Annotated in this window: 16 protein-coding genes; 10 read left to right on the top strand and 6 right to left on the bottom strand. The window is 62.9% G+C overall.

Annotation, left to right across the window (positions count from 1 at the left end):
- Positions 1-175 precede the first annotated feature (175 nt).
- Positions 176-2,401 carry a patatin-like phospholipase family protein gene (locus tag VIZ63_RS18810; RefSeq protein ID WP_331611253.1) on the top strand — a complete coding sequence of 742 codons (2,226 nt, stop codon included), beginning with the start codon at positions 176-178 and terminating at the stop codon, positions 2,399-2,401.
- Positions 2,402-2,541: 140 nt separating this feature from the next.
- Here VIZ63_RS18810 and VIZ63_RS18805 read toward each other — a convergent pair whose 3' ends face one another.
- The gene (locus VIZ63_RS18805) at positions 2,542-2,784 is read right to left on the bottom strand and encodes a hypothetical protein (protein ID WP_331611252.1); all 243 of its coding nucleotides are present in this window, start codon (positions 2,782-2,784) and stop codon (positions 2,542-2,544) included.
- Positions 2,785-3,252: 468 nt separating this feature from the next.
- On the opposite strand from VIZ63_RS18805, the gene VIZ63_RS18800 reads away from it, so the two are divergent.
- Together VIZ63_RS18800 and msrA are read left to right on the top strand one after the other, a co-directional pair.
- Positions 3,253-4,248, top strand: a complete 996-nt coding sequence (locus VIZ63_RS18800; RefSeq protein WP_331611251.1) for an AraC family transcriptional regulator — start codon at positions 3,253-3,255, stop codon at positions 4,246-4,248.
- Between the two features lie 352 nt (positions 4,249-4,600).
- A complete protein-coding gene (gene msrA / locus VIZ63_RS18795; protein WP_331611250.1) occupies positions 4,601-5,260 on the top strand; it encodes a peptide-methionine (S)-S-oxide reductase MsrA in 660 nt (219 codons plus the stop codon).
- 98 nt (positions 5,261-5,358) lie between these two features.
- Here msrA and mtgA read toward each other — a convergent pair whose 3' ends face one another.
- From mtgA to prmC, 3 genes are all read right to left on the bottom strand, one after another.
- The gene (gene mtgA / locus VIZ63_RS18790) at positions 5,359-6,054 is read right to left on the bottom strand and encodes a monofunctional biosynthetic peptidoglycan transglycosylase (protein WP_331611248.1); all 696 of its coding nucleotides are present in this window, start codon (positions 6,052-6,054) and stop codon (positions 5,359-5,361) included.
- A 63-nt stretch (positions 6,055-6,117) separates the two neighbouring features.
- Positions 6,118-6,618 (bottom strand): peptidylprolyl isomerase, encoded by a 501-nt coding sequence (locus tag VIZ63_RS18785; RefSeq protein ID WP_331611247.1) that lies wholly within the window; start codon positions 6,616-6,618, stop codon positions 6,118-6,120.
- 162 nt (positions 6,619-6,780) lie between these two features.
- Positions 6,781-7,665, bottom strand: coding sequence for a peptide chain release factor N(5)-glutamine methyltransferase (gene prmC / locus VIZ63_RS18780; RefSeq protein WP_414703815.1), 885 nt, complete (start codon positions 7,663-7,665; stop codon positions 6,781-6,783).
- Between the two features lie 81 nt (positions 7,666-7,746).
- On the opposite strand from prmC, the gene VIZ63_RS18775 reads away from it, so the two are divergent.
- The 7 genes from VIZ63_RS18775 to VIZ63_RS18745 all read left to right on the top strand — a co-directional run bounded on the left by VIZ63_RS18775 (position 7,747) and on the right by VIZ63_RS18745 (position 16,172).
- On the top strand, positions 7,747-9,114 hold the full coding sequence (locus tag VIZ63_RS18775; RefSeq protein ID WP_331611245.1) for a cystathionine beta-synthase: 1,368 nt from the start codon (positions 7,747-7,749) through the stop codon (positions 9,112-9,114).
- Between the two features lie 242 nt (positions 9,115-9,356).
- Positions 9,357-10,520: a trans-sulfuration enzyme family protein gene (locus VIZ63_RS18770; RefSeq protein WP_331611244.1), complete on the top strand. Its 1,164-nt coding sequence runs from the start codon at positions 9,357-9,359 to the stop codon at positions 10,518-10,520.
- 265 nt (positions 10,521-10,785) lie between these two features.
- Complete coding sequence (locus VIZ63_RS18765; protein WP_331611243.1) at positions 10,786-11,586, top strand: hypothetical protein; 801 nt, start codon at positions 10,786-10,788, stop codon at positions 11,584-11,586.
- Positions 11,587-11,589: 3 nt separating this feature from the next.
- Positions 11,590-12,549, top strand: coding sequence for a DUF4129 domain-containing protein (locus VIZ63_RS18760; protein WP_331611242.1), 960 nt, complete (start codon positions 11,590-11,592; stop codon positions 12,547-12,549).
- Positions 12,546-13,880 carry a DUF4350 domain-containing protein gene (locus VIZ63_RS18755; protein ID WP_331611241.1) on the top strand — a complete coding sequence of 445 codons (1,335 nt, stop codon included), beginning with the start codon at positions 12,546-12,548 and terminating at the stop codon, positions 13,878-13,880. The genes VIZ63_RS18760 and VIZ63_RS18755 overlap by 4 nt, the downstream gene beginning before the upstream one ends.
- A gap of 32 nt (positions 13,881-13,912) precedes the next feature.
- The gene (locus VIZ63_RS18750; RefSeq protein WP_331611240.1) at positions 13,913-14,857 is read left to right on the top strand and encodes a MoxR family ATPase; all 945 of its coding nucleotides are present in this window, start codon (positions 13,913-13,915) and stop codon (positions 14,855-14,857) included.
- A 16-nt stretch (positions 14,858-14,873) separates the two neighbouring features.
- Positions 14,874-16,172, top strand: coding sequence for a DUF58 domain-containing protein (locus tag VIZ63_RS18745; RefSeq protein WP_331611239.1), 1,299 nt, complete (start codon positions 14,874-14,876; stop codon positions 16,170-16,172).
- Positions 16,173-16,807: 635 nt separating this feature from the next.
- Here VIZ63_RS18745 and VIZ63_RS18740 read toward each other — a convergent pair.
- Together VIZ63_RS18740 and VIZ63_RS18735 are read right to left on the bottom strand one after the other, a co-directional pair.
- Positions 16,808-17,800 carry a stage II sporulation protein M gene (locus VIZ63_RS18740; RefSeq protein WP_331611238.1) on the bottom strand — a complete coding sequence of 331 codons (993 nt, stop codon included), beginning with the start codon at positions 17,798-17,800 and terminating at the stop codon, positions 16,808-16,810.
- On the bottom strand, positions 17,797-18,540 hold the full coding sequence (locus VIZ63_RS18735) for an RDD family protein (protein ID WP_331611237.1): 744 nt from the start codon (positions 18,538-18,540) through the stop codon (positions 17,797-17,799). Before VIZ63_RS18735 ends, VIZ63_RS18740 begins: the two co-directional genes overlap by 4 nt.
- Between the last annotated feature and the right edge of the window lie 50 nt (positions 18,541-18,590).

The raw sequence follows: 18,590 nt of genomic DNA, 5'->3' as shown, positions 1-18,590 counted from the left end.
CCTAATGGAGCGGCGGCACGCGCGGTAGGTGTTCACTGTGGGGCCGGCTTCAGCCGGCCTGCCGCCCGCCCGCCGGAGCACGATTCAGCGGCTGCGGAGTCGCCTTCGGTCGGCCTCACGAGTCTGCCGATTGAAGCGATTGGGCTACTATCCCGGCAGTTTCCCGCGGCGCGCTATGAACAGAACTATGCACTGCCTGATCACGACGACCCTTCGCGCACTGACCCTGATGCTTCTCGCTTGCGCCCCCCTCATGGCGATGGCGGCCGAGACGGCGCGCCCGCGCGTCGGCCTCGTGCTGAGCGGCGGTGGCGCACGCGGCGCCGCGCACGTGGGTGTTCTCAAAGTGCTGGACGAGATGCGCGTTCCCGTGGACGCGATCGCCGGTACGAGCATGGGCGCGGTCGTGGGCGGTCTGTATGCATCGGGCATGTCCGCTGCAGAGATCGAGACTCTGATCAATTCAGTGAACTGGCAGGATGCATTCCAGGATCGCCCGCCGCGCGCCGAGCTGGGGTTTCGACGCAAGCAGGACGATCGGAATTTTCTGGTGCGGTATGCGCTCGGCGTGCGCGAGGATGGGTTCGTGTTGCCGCAGGGGCTGGTGCAGGGCCAGAAGCTCGAGCAGGTGCTGCGCAATGCGGCGCTGCCCGTGGCGGAAGTGCAGGACTTCGATCGGCTGCCGATCCCGTTCCGCGCGGTGGCGACCGATCTCGAAACGGGCGAGGCGGTGGTGATGAAATCCGGCGATCTCGTGACGGCTTTGCGCGCGAGCATATCGGCGCCGGGTGTGTTCGCGCCGGCGCAGCGCGACGGCCGATTGCTGGTCGATGGGGGTTTGGTGCAGAACCTGCCGGTGGATGCGGCGCACGGCATGGGGGTCGATGTGCTCATCGTCGTCGACGTGAGTTTCCCGCTGTACTCGCGCGATCAGCTGGCCTCGCCGCTCGAAGTCACGAATCAGGCGTTCGCGATCATGATCCGTGCGCGGACGCTGGAAGAGCGGCAGAAGCTCACGGGCAGCGACATCGTCATCGATCCGCCGCTGGGCAAGTTGACGTCCAATGACTTCACGCGCGTGCCTCAGGCATTGAGCGCGGGCAAGCAGGCGGCCGAAGCCGCGAAGGTGCGCTTGAGTGCGCTCGCGCTCGACGAGCAGCAGTACCAGCAATACCTCGCCGACCGCAATCCGCGCGCGACCGAGCGTCCGACGATCGGCTTCGTGCGCGCGGACTCGCGGTCGCAGGACCATGCGCGCCTGGTCGACGCGACCATGCAGGAGGTCGTGGGCAAGCCGCTCGATCCCGAGCTGCTGAAGCGGCAGCTGTCGTCGCTGTATGCGCTCGACCTCTTCGAATCGATCGACTATTCGCTGATCGAAGAGCAGGGCGAAACGGGGCTCGAGATGAGCCTGCGGCGCAAGAGCTGGGGACCGAACTACGCGCGTTTCGGACTCAATCTCGAAGACGATTTCGAGGGCAACAGCCGCTACAACGCCGCCATGCGTTTCATCATGACCGAGCTCAACCAGCTCGGCGCCGAATGGCTCACGGATCTGCAGATCGGCGAGCGCCCGCGCTTCTTCACCGAGTTCTACCAGCCCCTGTCACTGGCGAGTCGCTATTTCGTCGCGCCGCAGTTCGAGTTCGAGGAGCGCAGCGTCTATTCGCTGCTGGGCGAACGGCGCACGGCCGAATACCGCGTGCGAACGATGCAGGGCGCTCTCGACGTCGGTCGCGAACTGTCCAACTGGGGGGAAGTGCGCTTCGGCCTGCGGCGCGGCCAGGGTCATTCGCATGTGCTGATCGGCGATCCGACGCTGCCCGGCGATGACTTCAATCGCGGCGGCGTGTTCGCGCGCTTCTCGTACGACAAGCTCGACAGCATCTACTTTCCCCGCAGAGGGCAGCAGTTCGATTTCGAGTGGCGCGGCGAGCGAACGTCGTTTGGTGCGGATCAGGAGTTCAATGCCTTCGTCACCAACTGGCTGATCGCCCGGTCGATCGACCGGCACACATTCATCTTCTGGACGGACATGGGCACGACCGTCGATGACCTGACGCGGCCGGAGGACTTCTTTTCGCTGGGTGGCTTCTTCAATCTGTCCGGCTTGCCGCCGGGCTTCCTGTCGGGCCCGCACTACGGCATCGCGCGACTCCTCTATTACCGGAAGATCGGTCGCGGTGGGTCCGGCGTCCTCGACTTGCCGGCCTATGTGGGCATTTCCCTGGAAGCGGGCAATGCCTGGCAGCGGCGCGACGAGATCAGCACCGCCGGACTGCGTAGAGACGGCAGCGTGTTCTTCGGCGTGGATACGCCGCTGGGTCCGGTCTATCTGGCGGCGGGATTCGATGAAGGCGGCGACAAGCAGTTCTACCTGTTCCTCGGCCGCTCATTCTAAAAGCGAGAGGGGTACACAAACGAGCGCAAAAGACTCAAAAGAACACAAAGGAAAGCAGTTTGAATCTGCTGAGATCCGCACGGATCTGCCTCTTTACCTCCTGTCCTTATGTGCTCTTTTGTGTACCTGCCTTCTCCTGGCTATCTGTCTATTTTCTTGAATTCCAGCGTCGGCTGGTCGCCGGGGCGGAAGTAGACGTAGCGGCCGCCCATCTCCTGCAGCGCTTCGTCGCGTTCCTCGCGAGTGGCGAACCAGTGCTCGCGATTCCAGTCGCTGCCGACCAGGTTCCGGAACGGATCGGTCGAACGCAGCCGGACGCGGATACCGAAGGAGCACTTGGTAGGCGCAGGCGTGGCGAGATTGTGTTCGTGGCAGATGGGCATGATGGGTGGTATTTGGTGAGACGCTGCGATCATAGCCGTGGATGGACGGCGCCGCCTATGTCCCTCTCCCACTTCTTCGCGCCACTCACATCGACCGGCACACGCATCTGTGCGTGTCGGCAGGAATTGTCCGGATGGACGGCGTCGAGCACGAAGCGCCGGGCTGTCCGCAATCGACCGCCGTGGACGATACGACTGTCACAGTCAGGCTAACAGTCGTACAGCGGACCCCGACGATTGCACGTTGGCATTCGCGTTCGCGCCACGGCGTAACCACGTCACATCTGCGTGCATTCATTATGAATCGTCTCATCTGTCGCTTTTTTGTGTGTTGTTGGCAGCAACCTCGTCTGGCGCCGAAACCTTTCGTCGCATCCGCGTATCTCATAGTCGTAAGTCGCTTGTATACCGATGCATGGCGTTGTCATCTACGACTGCACCACGCGAGACATGGGGAGCATTGAAAGGATGATCGTTCGCAGAACGCAGGAGCTTCAGAGCAGCGTGTCGTCCGCTCGCGCAGGTCACGACGGCAGCGTCATTCTGAATCTCAACACGCAGGCCGCGGACTACGCGCTCGATGGCCGCCGTCTCGCATTGCTCAGCGCATGGAACGGCAATGAGGAGGTCGCTCTCGACGGTCGACGGGTCATCGTCGACGACGACACCTGGTTGTTGGCGTCGGGCGGACCCACATCTGTACGTATTCGTACCTCACACAACGTTCATTCGCTCACCATCCTGTTCCGTCAGGGTATGCCGGAAGAGGTGCTCGGCGCCTTGACGACGTCGGACGATCACATGCTCGAGGACGGTGAGGCGATGAGCGGTGTTCAGTTGCCGTTCACGCCGCACCTGCGTACGCACGATCGCAGTGTCACCCCGGTGCTGCTGTTCATCCGGCGCCATTGCGAAATGGGGCTGGACGATGCGCTGTGGTACGAGGAGCAACTCGCCTTCCTGCTGGAGCGATTGCTGATCAACCACCGGCACTTGCTGACGAGGGCGCGGCAGATTCCGGTACGGCGCGCCTCGACGCGCCGGGAAATTCTGCGGCGCGTGTCGCTGGCGACGGACTTCATCCATTCCAGTTTCGCGAAGCCCCTGATGCTGAGCGACATGGCTGGCGCTGCTTTCCTGTCGCGGCACCATTTCCTGCGCCTCTTCAAGCAGATTCATGACGTCACACCGCACGAATACCTGCAGCGCAAGCGCACATCTGTTGCAGCGCGACTGCTGCGCAGCAGCCAGCGTCAGGTCGATGAGGTGGTAAAGGAAGTCGGCTTCGATTCACGCTCCACCCTGTTCCGCGCCTTGCGCCGCTTCCACGGGCTGACGCCCCGCGAATGCCGGCACGTCGCGGAAGCGCCGGTCTTCATGGGGCACATGATCGCAAGCGCTGCCGGCGGCGCATGGGTGTCGACGGACGAAGCAACCTCGCGAACGGCTGTCGCGCAGCACTAGCCGCGCCCTATCAGGCCGGGCCCGACCCATGGAGCCCGGCCAGCCGCGAGCCCCGGTTTCAAGTAGATGTTCTTGCTGCCGGGCCGCGCTCATTCCCACCTGACCCCTTACGGCGCCCGCGACCACGCCCCCCGTCAGCAGCAAAGCGCCTGCGGCAAAAGACGTGCGATCGGCACGGATGGCGCATAGTCGCCGCATCGAAGGGGGCTGGAAACAAACCCCGGTCGGCCACATCCATAGCGTTCCCGCCGGATCTACCCCTCAGTCTGCGAGGTCGACGGCAGCCGTTGCCGTGACCGAAACATGTTCGTAGTCTGACGCGCCCGGCCGATTCTTCTGCAGCGAGGTGGCCATGTATTCGTTTCGCAAGAAAGCCCAAATGCCCGATCCGACGGACATTCTTCCCGGTCGTCCGGCCGCCATGCCCGTGCCGGTCAAGCACTACGTCAACGGCAATCGCATCGTCGCGCCATTCCCGGAGGGGCTGAAGCGGGCGATGTTCGGGCTGGGGTGTTTCTGGGGCGCGGAACGCAAATTCTGGCAGTTGCCGGGGGTTTACAGCACGGCTGTCGGTTATGCCGCCGGCACCACGCCCAATCCGACGTATGAGGAAGTGTGCAGCGGATACACCGGGCACAACGAGGTCGTGCTCGTCGTGTATGACCCGCGCGACCTCGATTACGCGGATCTGCTGAAAGTGTTCTGGGAATCGCACGACCCGACCCAGGGCATGCGCCAGGGCGGCGACATCGGCACGCAGTATCGATCCGGCATCTACACCTTCGATGCAGAGCAGCGCGCGGCCGCAGAAGCGAGCCTCAGAAGTTATGGCGAGGCCTTGAAGAAAGCAGGCCACGGCGAGATTACGACGGAGATACTGGACGCACCGGTGTTCTATTACGCCGAGGATTATCACCAGCAATACCTGGCGAAGAATCCGCGGGGGTACTGTGGATTGGGCGGAACCGGGGTGTCGTGTCCGATCGGCCTGGACACGGAAGTTGATAGTTGAAGAGTAGTTGATAGTTGACAGGTGGATAGCTGATAGCGGGGAACGGAGATGGTGGTCGATGGCGCAATGAGCGCTATCCACTATCAACTCTCCACGAGTCAGTCGAGCTTTTGCAGCACCGCCGTCCCACCCACCCCACGCATCTGCCCTACGATCCATTGCTGTCGCGAGCGCACATAGCTTGACGGTGCGTTGGCGCGCAGTCGTTTCGGGTTAGGCAACACGGCGGCGAGCAGGGCCGCGTCGTAGGCATTCAAGCGCGCCGCGGGCTTCTTGAAATAAGTGTCGCTGGCCACGCCGACGCCGAAGACGCCTTTGCCGAATTCGGCGACGTTCAGGTACACCTCGAGGATGCGCTGCTTCGGCCACAGCGTTTCGATCAGCAGAGTGAAATACGCCTCGAGTCCTTTGCGAATCCAGCTCTTGCCGGGCCACAGGAACAGATTCTTCGCGACCTGTTGCGAGAGGGTACTGGCGCCGCGCACGCGTCGCCCGCGCTCGCGATCATCGAGCGCCTTGTCGATCGACTTGAAGTCGAACCCGTAGTGATTGGGGAAAGTCTGGTCTTCCGAGGCGATCACCGCGACTTTCATCTGCGGTGAAATCTGCTGCCAATCGACCCAGCGCTGCTTCACCGTGTAGGACGGATTGGCGGCTGCCGCGATCAACCGTTCGCGAAGAATGAATGCGGAGCTCGGTGGATCGATCCAGCGAAAGAGCAGCACGGCGAGGATCGTGACGACGAGCCAGCTCAGCAACAACCAGCCAGAGAAGCGGATCAGGCGACGGAACATGTTGGACGGGCTGATTGGTTCCTGACGGTCATTCCCGCCTGCGCGGGAGTGACCAATGAATACTTACTCCTTGTCTGGGATGACCGTCACCGACTCGATCGTGACCGCTTCGGTCGGCACGTCCTGGTGTCCGCCCTTGCTGCCCGTCTTCACGCCAGCAATGGCCTCGATCACTTCCATGCCGGAATCGATGCGGCCGAACACGGCGTAGCCGAAGTTCGCCTGCGACTTGTGGTCGAGGAAGTCGTTGTCGACGAGATTGACGAAGAACTGCGACGTGGCGCTGTTGATGTCGTTGGTGCGAGCCATCGACAGGGTGCCGCGCTTGTTCTTGAGGCCATTGGTGGCTTCATTCTTGATCGGCGCACGCTGGCCGGATTTGGCCTGCAGGTCAGCTGTCATGCCGCCGCCCTGCACCATGAATCCCGGAATGACCCGATGGAACACGGTGCCGTCGAAGAAGCCGTCTTCGGCGTACTTGCGAAAATTCTCGGTGGTGATCGGCGCCTGCTTGTCGAACAGCTGGACGGTGAAGGTGCCTTTGGAGGTTTTGAATTCGAGCATGGGTGTCACTTGATGAGTTGGGGGCCGCGAAAGACCGTGACCAAAAGGGAATCCCCACGGGGCATGAAGGAACGGTAACGATGGATCACGAACTCGCAAATGGACCGCGGTGCGCTTCCTGCCGGCAGGCCTGAATGCTCCTTTTTGCGGTCTTTTGCAGTCTCAGATGCTTCCTTCCGTAACGCGCTCGTGGCCGGCCAGATCGGCGTGCGAGCGTACGCGACTGAAGCCGGCGCGCACAAGCAGATCTCTGACCGCAGGCGCCTGTTTCCAGCCGTGCTCCAGGATCAGCCAGCCGCCAGCGACCAGATGTAACGGCGCTCCGGCGACGATCTGCTCGATGGCATCGAAGCCGGCGCGGCCGCTGAGCAGCGCGAGGCTGGGTTCGAAACGCCGCACGCTGGGAGAAAGATCCGGATCGTCCACGGCGATGTACGGCGGATTCGAAACGACGACATCGAAACGCTGACCCGCCAGCGGCGAGAACCAGCTGCCATGCAGCAGCCGGACATTCGGGATCTGCAGTCGCGCGGCGTTGCGGGTGGCCATTTCGAGCGCCGGCCTCGACGCATCGATAGCGACGACGTGCGCCCGCGGACGCTCATGCGCGAGCGCCAGTGCGATGGCGCCGCTGCCGGTGCCGAGATCCGCGACGCTGGCCGCTGCTTCTGCATCGATATGCGTCAGCGCGCGCTCGACGACGAGTTCTGTTTCCGCTCGCGGGATCAGGACATCCGGGCCGACCTCGAACAGCAGCGACCAGAATTCCTCCTGTCCGCGGATGTATGCAATAGGTTCGCCCTGCATCCGGCGCTTCACGAGTTGCTGATACGACCATCCAGCCTTCACCGGCAACACGCGCTCCGGAGCGGTGCGAAAGGCCGTGCGCGACAGGCCCGTTACATGTTCGAGCAGCAGTTCGGCATCGAGTCGCGCCGAAGTGGAGACCCGGGCGAGCATGGCGGTTGCGGTATGCAGTGCGTCGGAAACAGTCTGTGATGAATCTACGGCAGGCATCGGGCGTTCAAGGTCACGTACAATCGACATAGCGTAGCTCATCCTCGCGGCAGTCGCCGCGATCTGGCCAGCGACCAGTGACCAGTCGCCCTCTTGCGGAGTCCCCTTCCCATGCATGTTTATTCCAATGCGCTCGAGATGATCGGTCGCACACCGATGATCCGCTTGAATCGCTTCGATACGGGTCCCTGCGAGCTGTACCTCAAGCTCGAGATGATGAATCCCGGCGGATCGATCAAGGATCGCATCGGCCTTTCCATGATTCGCGAAGCAGAGAAACGCGGACAGCTGAAGCCTGGCGACACGATCGTGGAAGCGACGGCCGGCAACACGGGCCTTGGCCTGGCGCTGGTCGCGGCGCAGAAGGGCTATCGCATGATCCTGGTGCTGCCCGACAAGATGAGCCAGGAGAAGATTTTCAATCTGCGCGCGATGGGGGCGGAAGTCGTGCTGACGCGCTCGGATGTCGCCAAGGGACATCCCGAGTACTACCAGGACCTCGGCGCCGCGATTGCGAAAAAAATGGGTGCTTACTTCATCAATCAGTTCGCGAATCCCGACAATCCGAAGGCGCACGAAGAGACCACGGCGCCGGAAATCCTGGAGCAGATGGGCGGCAAGCTGGATGCCGTCGTGGTGGGTGTGGGTTCGAGCGGCACGATTGCCGGGCTCGCCGCCTATTACAAGAAACATGCGCCGAACATCGAGCTGGTGCTCGCCGATCCGCAGGGTTCGATCCTCAAGGAATATATCGATACCGGTAAAATGACGCAGAAGGGCTCATGGCTGGTCGAAGGCATCGGCGAGGATTTCATTCCGTCGATCTGCGATTTTTCGATGACGCGTCGCGCCTACACCATTCCTGATAGCGAATCATTCTCCACTGCGCGGGCGCTGCTGCAGCAGGAAGGCATTCTGGCGGGATCATCGACCGGCACGCTGCTCGCAGCGGCGCTGCGCTATTGCCGCGAACAGACATCACCGCAACGCGTGGTCACATTCGCCTGCGACACCGGCTCGCGCTATCTGTCGAAACTGTTCAACGACTTCTGGATGGAAGATCAGGGGTTCACACAGCGCGAAACCTTCGGCGATCTGCGCGACCTGATCGGCCGCCCGCACGGGCAGCGCGCCACGATCACGGTCGGTCCGGACGATGCGCTGACCACGGCGCACAACCGCCTGCGCAACGCCGGTTTCTCGCAGCTTCCCGTGATCGAAAACGACGAACTGATCGGCGTCGTGACCGAAGACGACATTCTGCGCTTCGCGTTCGGTCGTCCGCAGTGCTTCAACGACCCAGTGCGCGATGCGATGACCAAAGCGTTCCTGCGCGTCGACAAGAGCACCTCGGTGAACAACCTCGTCGCCATGCTGGAGGTGAGGTCATCCGCCGCGGTAATGGATGGCGAGACGTTCCTGGGACTGATCACACGTTCGGACGTGCTCAACTACCTGCGCCGGCAAATGAAGTGCTGAAAGCAGGAAGGTACGCAAAGGAGCGCATACGGGAGCACACAGGAGCAATGGTTCGGGAGGCAGGGGACGACTGATGGGACACTCGTACCTATGTGCTTCTATGTGCTCTTTGTGGGCCTCCTTTGCGCTCTTTTGTGTAATGCCTGAATTCCTCGGTTCTGGCCTGATGCCGACGGGTTGCTTGACAGGCATCGGGCTGGCGTCAACTCTGTCATCCTCGTTTCTTGCGTTTGCCATTCATCATGTCTGATTCCAATCGCCCGCTCGGTTTCGCCACCCGCTGCATTCACGCCGGGCAGTCGCCTGATCCGTCGACTGGCGCCGTGATGCCGCCGATCTACACGACCTCGACCTACGCGCAGTCGAGCCCCGGTGTTCATAAGGGGTACGACTATTCGCGCACGCGCAATCCGACGCGTAGTGCGTGGGAGCGCTGCATTGCCGATCTCGAAGGCGGCGTCCGCGGGTTCGCGTTCGCTTCGGGCATGGCAGCGACCAGCACAGTGATCGAACTGCTCGATGCCGGCAGTCATATCGTGTCAATGGATGATCTGTACGGCGGTACCTTCCGTCTGTTCGAGCGCGTGCGTCGACGCACGGCCAACCTCGACATCACATTCGCCGATCTGTCGAAGCCGGAAGCGCTGGCTTCTGCAGTGCGTCCGGATACGAAAATGATCTGGATCGAAACGCCGACCAACCCGATGTTGCGGTTGGTCGATATCGCGCAGGTGGCGGAGTTCGCCCGCAAGCGCGACATTCTCACGGTGGTCGACAATACTTTCGCGAGTCCGTGGATTCAGCGTCCGATCGAACTGGGCGCCGACCTCGTCGTGCATTCCGCCACCAAGTATCTGAACGGCCATTCCGACATGGTGGGCGGCATCGCCGTGGCAGCGAATGAGGAACTGGCGGACAAGGTTGGATTCCTGCAGAACGCAGTTGGCGGCATCAGCGGACCATTCGACAGCTTCCTCGCACTGCGTGGGCTGAAGACGCTGCCATTGCGGATGCGTCAGGCCAGCGAAAGCTCATTGGCCATCGCGCAATGGCTGGAAAAACACCCCAACGTCTCACGCGTGCTCTATCCGGGACTGCCAAGCCATCCGCAGCACGAACTGGCGAAGCGACAGATGAAGAACGGCTCGAGCGGCATCGTCACGTTCTTCGTCAAAGGCGGCCTGGACGAAACCCGCCGTTTCCTCGAACGCCTGCGCATCTTCACGATCGCCGAGAGCCTCGGCGGTGTGGAAAGCCTGGTCGATCATCCCGGTCTCATGACGCATGCGTCCATCCCGTTGGAAAAGCGCAAGGAACTGGGCATCGACGATTCGCTGGTCCGCCTGTCAGTCGGCATCGAAGATGTCGAGGATCTGATTCGGGATTTGGCGGAAGCGTTGGGATAGTTCTGAATTTAGGGGCCAACTGGCCAACTGGCCGCTGGCCAGATTTAATCCGGTGCATCTCCCCTACGCGGGGAGAACGGAACTCAAGCAGTCACCGACTCACTCTGGCCAGTCAGCCGGTTAGCCCGTTAGCCAGTTGGCCCGTTAGCCAGCTTGCCAATTCACATTTCCCTCTCGCTTGCCTTCCTCCCCGCCGGTCCGGGATGATCGGGAGACCATGCAAGATGCATGGCTCAATATAACTAAAGGCCTGGGAGGCTCCCCGATGGCGATTCATCCCGCACAACCTCAGACGATCGGCGGCGTACTGGACACGACGTTCGAGCTCTACAAGGCATCCGTCGGACGGGTCTGGATCCTGTGCCTGATCGGCGCCATTGCGGGCGCGTTGCCCTCGATCTATATGGTGACGCAGGGCGGCATTATCACCGATCCCCTGGCCGCCTTCGGCAGGGGCTCGAGCCCGGGTTACTGGCTCGCCAACCTCGTCGCGATCATTTTGTCGCTGTGGTCGATGGGCGCGCTGTATCTCAAGATCAATGCGATCGGCGACGACGCCGGGATGGGGCTCGGCGAAGCGTTGCAGGCATCACTCCGCAAGACCCCGCTGCTGTTCCTGATGGCCATCCTCTTTGGCGTGGCCGTCGCGATCGGCTTGATTCTGCTGATCGTTCCCGGCCTCATCCTGATGGTGAGTCTCATCCTGTGCTTCAACCTGATGATGATCGAGGGCCGCGGTCCGGTGGCCGCCCTGATTGGCAGTCACGGACTGGTGTGGGGCGACTGGTGGCGGACGGCTGCAATCCTGACCGTCGGTTTCATCATCGTCCTGGTGATCTACCTCGCGGTCGGACTGGTGCTCGGCGTGGTGGTGCCGTTGCTCGCGCTGGGGGCCAGCGACCCAATGCTGATCGGCCTGATCGGCGGCGTGCTGATCGGTGTGCTGGCCAGCCTGGTGCTCACGCCGTTCTATATCGCCATGCTGATTGCCGTGTACTGGGATCTGAAGCTGCGGAAGGAGGGCGGTGACCTCGCAGCGCGCGTGGGTGCGCTCGGGACAGCCTGATACGTGCGAGCCTGTCTCGTTACACTCGTGCTGCTGGCTGCGCCGGTCGCTGGATCCCAGGAAGAGGATTCCGCGGCCGGCGCTGTCGTTGCGTCCCGCGATCTGATTGCCTCCTGCATCGAGACCAGCAGCGGCGATGAAGTAGGTCTGGCCGAACTCGAAGAGGCCTGTCCCGGCCTCGAGCATGCGATCACGCAATCGGGCTATGTCGGCTTCATTTCCGAAAACGAGATCGAGCAACTCACCAGCCACGGGCTCGTGGACTTGCAGAGCATCGTGGAGCGCTATCGACAGCCGCCCGCCGCTGCTGCGACTGATGCCGATATCGCGAGGCTCGGTCCCATCCTCGACGCGATCGAGGAAGAGCAGCGTGTCGAGCGTCCGCTGACACTCTTCGAACGCTTCAAGCGTTGGATGAATGGCCAGATGCAGCGTCCGTCACCGGAGCAGGAGACGTGGCTGAATCGCTGGTTGAAGGACTTCGATGTTCCAGAGCGCATCACCCGCACGATCGTGTATGCGTCGATCCTTGTCATCCTGCTGGCGGCGCTTGCCGTCGTGGTGAACGAACTGCGTGCGGCGGGAATCTTCCGGCGTCGCGGACGTCGCGCCTCGGTCGTGCCGATCACTGGCGAAGGCACGTTCGATCTGTCGCGCGCGACGCTTGCCGATCTCGATCGCGTACCGGCAGCCGAGCGTCCTGCGCTCTTGCTGCGTGTGCTCGTGAATACACTCCTGAACACCGGCCGGCTGCGGACCGAAAAAAGTCTCACGCATCGCGAGTTGGGTTCACGCGCCGCGTTCGATGCGGTCGATCAGCGTCACGCCTTCAATCGGGTCGCCTCGCTCAGTGAGCGCATTCTGTACGGCAGTCGCCAGGTGTCGCCCGAAGAAATCGATGCCGTCCTCGACGAGGGACGGGGACTCGACCGGCAGCTCAGCACGCCGCGGGCGAAGCCATGAAGGACCGGTTGCTGACCTTCGCACTCGCGCTTGGCGCGCTGGCGCTGTTCTATACGGTCATGGCGCCGAAGCCGGCATCGCCGCAGGAACAGGTCACTCGGCCGATCACCATCGAGAAGGGCCCCAACGGCTACCTCGCCCTCATGCGCTGGCTCGATGCGATCGGCGCACGTGCAGTATCGCTGCGCGAGCGCTTCGGTCAACTCGAGCAACTCGACGGCGTTCCTGAAACAGGCAATCTGCTGATCGCTACAGCGCCGCAGCGCTATCCGATGCGCGACGCCGAAGCTGGCCCGTTGCGGGACTGGGTGTCGGCCGGCAACACGCTCTTCGTCGTGGCCGGGCTGTCCGATACGCCCGAGTGGTCGATGGGGCAGGGCATCGACGCCGGCTTCATGAAGCGGATGGGATCCATGACGGGTCTGAGCTTCGAACAGATCGTCGACATTCCCGACGTCGAGCCGGAAACGACCGGGGAGCCGGCCGAGTCCGAGGAGTCCGGAGAAGAAGCGGTTGAAGCGCAGCCCGTTACGCTCCCGATCAATCCGTTCCGGAAGCTGGAGCCGCCGCTGCAATTCGCCATGGTGCCGAATGGCGAGCATCCATTGCTGAGCGGCGTGAAAGAAGTGAGCGCGGTGTCGGAATACGCCACGGCGAAATGGCGTGTATCTGCGTCGAGGATGTCGGATCTGGTGCTGGAGCTGGCGAGCGATCCGCAGACCGGTGAGCCGGTGCTGTGGCTGATTCGCTATGGCAAGGGACAGATCATCGTCAGTGCTTACGGCAGCATCTTCGCCAACAAGCTGCTCGGCGAGAAGGACAACGCGCGCCTGCTCGCCAATATCGTGCGCTGGTCGGTCGGCCCGCAAGGGCGTGTCCTGATCGACGATGCGCACCAGGGGCTCGTGGCGTTCTACGATCCCGCAGCGTTCTTCGGCGACAAGCGTCTGCACGCGTCGTTGTGGTGGCTGCTCGGCCTGTGGCTGGTCTTCGTCCTGGGCTCGCAACGTTTGCGTGCGCTCGACAGTCGCTGGCAGCCGGTCGATGTGACGAGCTTCGTGCGCGCCAGCGGCGGATTTCTGGCGCGCGTGCTGAAGCCGGCAACGGCGGCGCAGCAGTTGTTCACGAATTTCTTCAACGACATGCGGCGCCAGACCGGGCAGCCGGTCAACGGCGCGCCGCTGTGGGATTGGCTCGCGGGGCGCAGCTCGCTTGCCACACACGATCTCGCGCAATTGCGCGATCTGCATGAGCGCGCTCAGCGGGGCAAACGCGTGGATCTGCCGAAGCTGCAGAATCTTCTGACTCAAGTACGTCAGCAACTCACCTGATCGACTCCTCGAACTCTCAACCGGAAACTCGCATGAGCAAGGCGCTGGAATCTTTCGAACAACGGCTGCAACAGGAACTGGGCGGGGTCGTGATCGGCCTGCAGCCGGTCGTGCGGGCACTCGCCATCGCGATCGTCGCGCGTGGCCATGTGTTGCTGCAGGGCGCGCCCGGCCTTGGCAAGACGTTATTGAGCAAGGCGTTCGCGACGAGCCTGGGCGGCGTATTCAAGCGCGTGCAGGGAACCTCGGATCTGATGCCAGCCGACATCACAGGTGTGCATGTCTACGACGCGGAGCGCAAGGATTTCACGTTCCGTCACGGGCCTGTCTTCGCCGACGTGCTGCTGGTCGACGAAGTCAATCGTGCCGGGCCCAAGACGCAGTCGGCGCTGCTCGAGGCCATGGAAGAACGGCAGGTCACCGTGGATCGTCACAACTATCCGCTGCCGCCGAATTTCCTGGTGGTGGCGACGCAGAACCCGCGCGAGTTCGAAGGCACTTATCCGCTGCCCGAGTCGCAGCTCGATCGCTTCATGCTGCGAGTCGATCTCGGCTATCCGCAGCGTGACGACGAGCTGGCGATTCTCGCGCGCTACGGCAATGTCGATGCGCATTCCCCAGGTACCGCACAGCAGTCGATCGATACCGCGGTACTCGATGCGGCGCGTGCGGAGGTCGAGGCGATTCATGTCGCGCCGGAGCTGTCGGGGTATGTCGTCGACATCGCGGCCGCGTCGCGCTCACATGCGCATGTGAGCCTCGGATTGTCGACGCGCGGCGTGCTGGCGCTGTTGCGTGCCGCGAGGATTTCCGCGGGCATGCGCGGCGGCGACTTCGTGACGCCGGACGATGTGAAGCAGGTTGCGCCGCTCGTCATTCCGCATCGACTCATGCTGGCGTCCGATGCGGTGCTGGAGGGCGTCACCGAACAGATGATCACGCAGCGGCTGCTCGATCAGACCGCCGTGCCGCGATGATGACGATGCCACTCGAATGAGCCTGCGCCAGAACGCTTTCCTGCTCGTGGTGATGACGGTCCTCGTCGCCATCATGGGCGCGTGGAGCGGTGATCCGATGCTCGCCGGCGCATGGCGACTGCCGCTCGGGTTGCTGCTGCTCGGGCTCGCGTATGAAGGCTGGATCACGACACGCGCCCACCTGAGTCTCACTATCGAGCCCGGACAGCGCGGCATTCTGGGACGATCGGAATCACTGCAGCTGAGCCTGCAGCATCGGCTGCATCGCGATGCCCTGGTGGAGCTGGCGCCGGATGCGCCGGCATTGGTCGAAGTCGATCCGACGGTGCAGATGTTGCTGGCGCCTGCCGCTGCACCGGCGCGAACGCATCTGCGCATCACGCCACGCCGGCTAGGCGAACACGTCTGGCCAGGCATGCGCACGCGTATTGCCGGGCCACTGGGGCTTGCATGGTGGCCGAAACGACTCGCCACGGATTTCAAGCTGAGTGTGATGCCCGAAATACTGCGCGATGATTCGCAGCACCTGGGTGCCGTGTCCTCCGGCGCCAGGCCGCGGCAAATCTCCGGTGCCGGTTCGGAAGTCCTGCAGCTGCGCGACTATCGCAGCGGTGATCCGCAACAGCTCATCGACTGGAAGGCGACCGCGCGCAGCGGCCGTCTCGTCAGTCGCGATTTCTCCGAAGACCAGCACCTGGAGATCGTGATTGCGATCGATGCCGGTCGTACCGGCGCGCTGCGCGCGGGCGATCTGGACCGTTTCGGTCACTATGCGAATCTCGCCGCACGCTTTGCCGAACACGCGATTGCGCAGGACGATCGGGTAGGCATCGTGTTATTCGCCGACCGGCCGCTGGCAGCCCTGGCTCCCGCGCGCGGCACTGGGGCGGTGATACGAATCCGGCAATTGCTTGCAGCATCGAAGCTGGCACAGGCAGAGTCGAATCCGCTCAACGCCGCCCTGCGCATTCGTTCGCTGGTGAGGCACCGCAGTCTCGTCGTGCTGCTGACGGATCTGGATGACGCGACCGTCGCGGGCCAATTGGCTTCGGCAGCACGTTTGCTTTTGCCAAAGCACCTGCCACTGATCGCTGGATTGGCGAGCCCGGAAGCAGAGGCGCTGCGACATGCACCTGCGCACTCGTGGCTGGATCCTTACGAAGCACTGGCCGCACAAGAGTACTGCGCGCGACTCGAGCGCAACGTGCTGGCCCTGCGTGCGCTCGGTGCGCCGGCGGTGCTCGCACGACCGGATCAGCTCGAGCGCGCGGTGTTCGATGCGTATGCAGGGTTTCGGCAGCGCCGTCGCGTGTGAGGAGCAGAGTGCGGTAGCACGTTGACCGCGCGCGCCTGTCGGCCGTGCGACCGGCGAGGCCGGGTCAAGTGTCTTGGCGAGACCTTCCGTTGGTTCAGCGCAGCGTTGAAGCGGTCGCCGCAACATTGGGCCCGTGGCACCTTTGCGTACTGATTCGCTGTCGCGCACCGCGAGGGCGTCCCGCCATCCTGACTTGGGAGTGCCTACCTGCGTTGCCTTTCCCAGCACTGAGCGGGTCCGCCAAGCCCCTTGCCCCGTCCTTCCGGCCGCAAAGAGCGCACTGCAGACCGTGGTTTTATCGGTTTCTTTTTTCTTCTTCGTGAAGCTGCAAACATAAGGTGGTCGCGCGCTCTCGCGACGGGAAGGATAGGGGAAGGGGCTTGGCGGACCCGGGTGTGGCTGGGAAAACCAACGCAGATGGCTACTCTTCAGCGCAGTGGCACGAGGCAGGTGCGGTGCGCGATAGCGAATTCGACAGATGACGCTGGCACTGCACACATGCTGCGGCGACCGCTTCAACGCCGGGCTGAACCAACCGAAGGTCTCACCAACACCCTTCCCCTGTCCTCGCCCGTCGCCGGCCGACAGGCGCGCGCGGACAGGATGTGACTCAGCGTGAACAGGCCGTGGAGTCTTCAGTGCTCAGCGGACGTCCGCACCGGCCGCCGACCAAACAGCCGCCCGGTCAGCGCCGCGATCATCACCACGCCATAACCGAATCCCACGATCACTCGATTGATCATCGGAAAATCGGGATCGGGCGAGAGATAGCCTTCGATGAAGCCGCAGCCGACGAGCAGTAACGCGCAGAGTACGAGCAATCGGCTGGTGCGCGCGGTGGCATGTTGGAACGATTCGCGTCGCGTGCCGTGCGTTGGCCGGATCAGCGATTCTCCGAGCATCATGCCCGCTGCGCCGGCAATGCAGATCACCGACAGCTCGACGACACCGTGGGCCGTCACGAACTTCAACAGTTCACCGGCCATGCCGTGCTGATGAGTGAACGCAAAAATGGCGCCGAGCATCAGGCCGTTCATCGCGATGATGTAGAAGGTGCCGAGCCCGAAGAAAATACCGACGACGAAGGCGGTCAACGCAACCACGATGTTGTTCGTCAGGATGCCCACCGACAGCACCGATGAAGGCGCGACGTTCAGCATGCCTTCCGTCCACAGCTTGCCGCTCTCGACGCCGTTGATCATCTCCTCGCTCGCCAGCAGGCTGATCAATTCCGGATAGGCCGTGATCAGCCACCAGCCTGCGGCTGCGCTGAGTGCAAACAACAGGCTGACCCACTGGATGGGCGAACGCAGTTCGTGCACGACATCCGGAATCTCTTCGCGGAACAGCGTGCGCAGGCATGCACGCCAGTCGTGCGGCTTGCGATAGATAATGGCGTGCAGCTTCGCGTAGCGCGCTTCGAGGGCGCGCGTGACCCGGCTGCCGGGAAGAATGCGGCGTGCGATCGACAGGTCGCGACCAAGCGCCCGGTACATTTCAATCGCGTGCAGAGCGTCCTCGGTGGAGTGATCGCGCTGACGTTCGAGCCGATCGAGTTGCGGCAGAAGCTGCTGCCAGGTCTCGATGCGCGAATTCAGCCACGCTTGCAGGCCGGCTTCCGTGCTCACGCGGCGTTCCCTGACAGCAATGCCTGCAGATGCGAGCGCAGTTGCTGCGAGTTCTTGAGCAACAACGCCTCGGCCGAGGTGGTGGCATCGACGCGCAGGATCAGCGAGCGGGCGATATCGACGCGCTTCGTCTCCTCGAGGACCCACCAGCGATCGAGAAGTTCGTGAATGAGATCGGCGGACTGCGGCGACAGTCCATTCGCACGCGTGTCGGTACGCAAGCCGTCGAAGGATTTCACGGCGCCGGCTTCGTCATGCACCAGCAGCGTTCCGGCCGCCAGGTCGCCGATGCGAACGTGCTGCTCGGTGAAAATCACGACGGCAAGACCCAGCAGGTACGCGAAGGGGAGGTTGTCCACGATCCGGAACACGTTGCGCAACAGCAGGGCGCCGGTGCTCGGGATATCGCCGGTTCGCGAGACGATGCGGACGCCGGCCATGCGCTTGCCCGGTGTGCTGCCGCGCATGACGATTTCGAGAATGGGGTGGTACAGCAGGTAGACGGCCGCCGCTGGCGCCCAGACGATCATCTGGCTCATGCCGCGTGAGCCGATGCTGTCGAACAGATTCGCTGTGCCGGCGTACAGGAACAACGCCGTGAACAGCCACGCCAGTGCGAGGATCAGCCGGATGTGCCAGTCGATGACGAACGCATAGCTGCGGCTGCCGGCGCCGGCGATGCGCAACTCGACGTCGACGCCAGTGACGCTCTGCAGGGTGATGGTGGGCGAGGAGGGCATGGTGTGATTGTGTAAGCGACGCGTCCGCCAGCGTTCTTCTTACCCTACAC

It is taken from the genome of Povalibacter sp. (assembly GCF_036520495.1).
GTDB lineage: Bacteria > Pseudomonadota > Gammaproteobacteria > Steroidobacterales > Steroidobacteraceae > Steroidobacter.
Note: the sequence above shows the minus strand (reverse complement) of the source record. Positions and strands in the feature narration are given on the sequence as shown.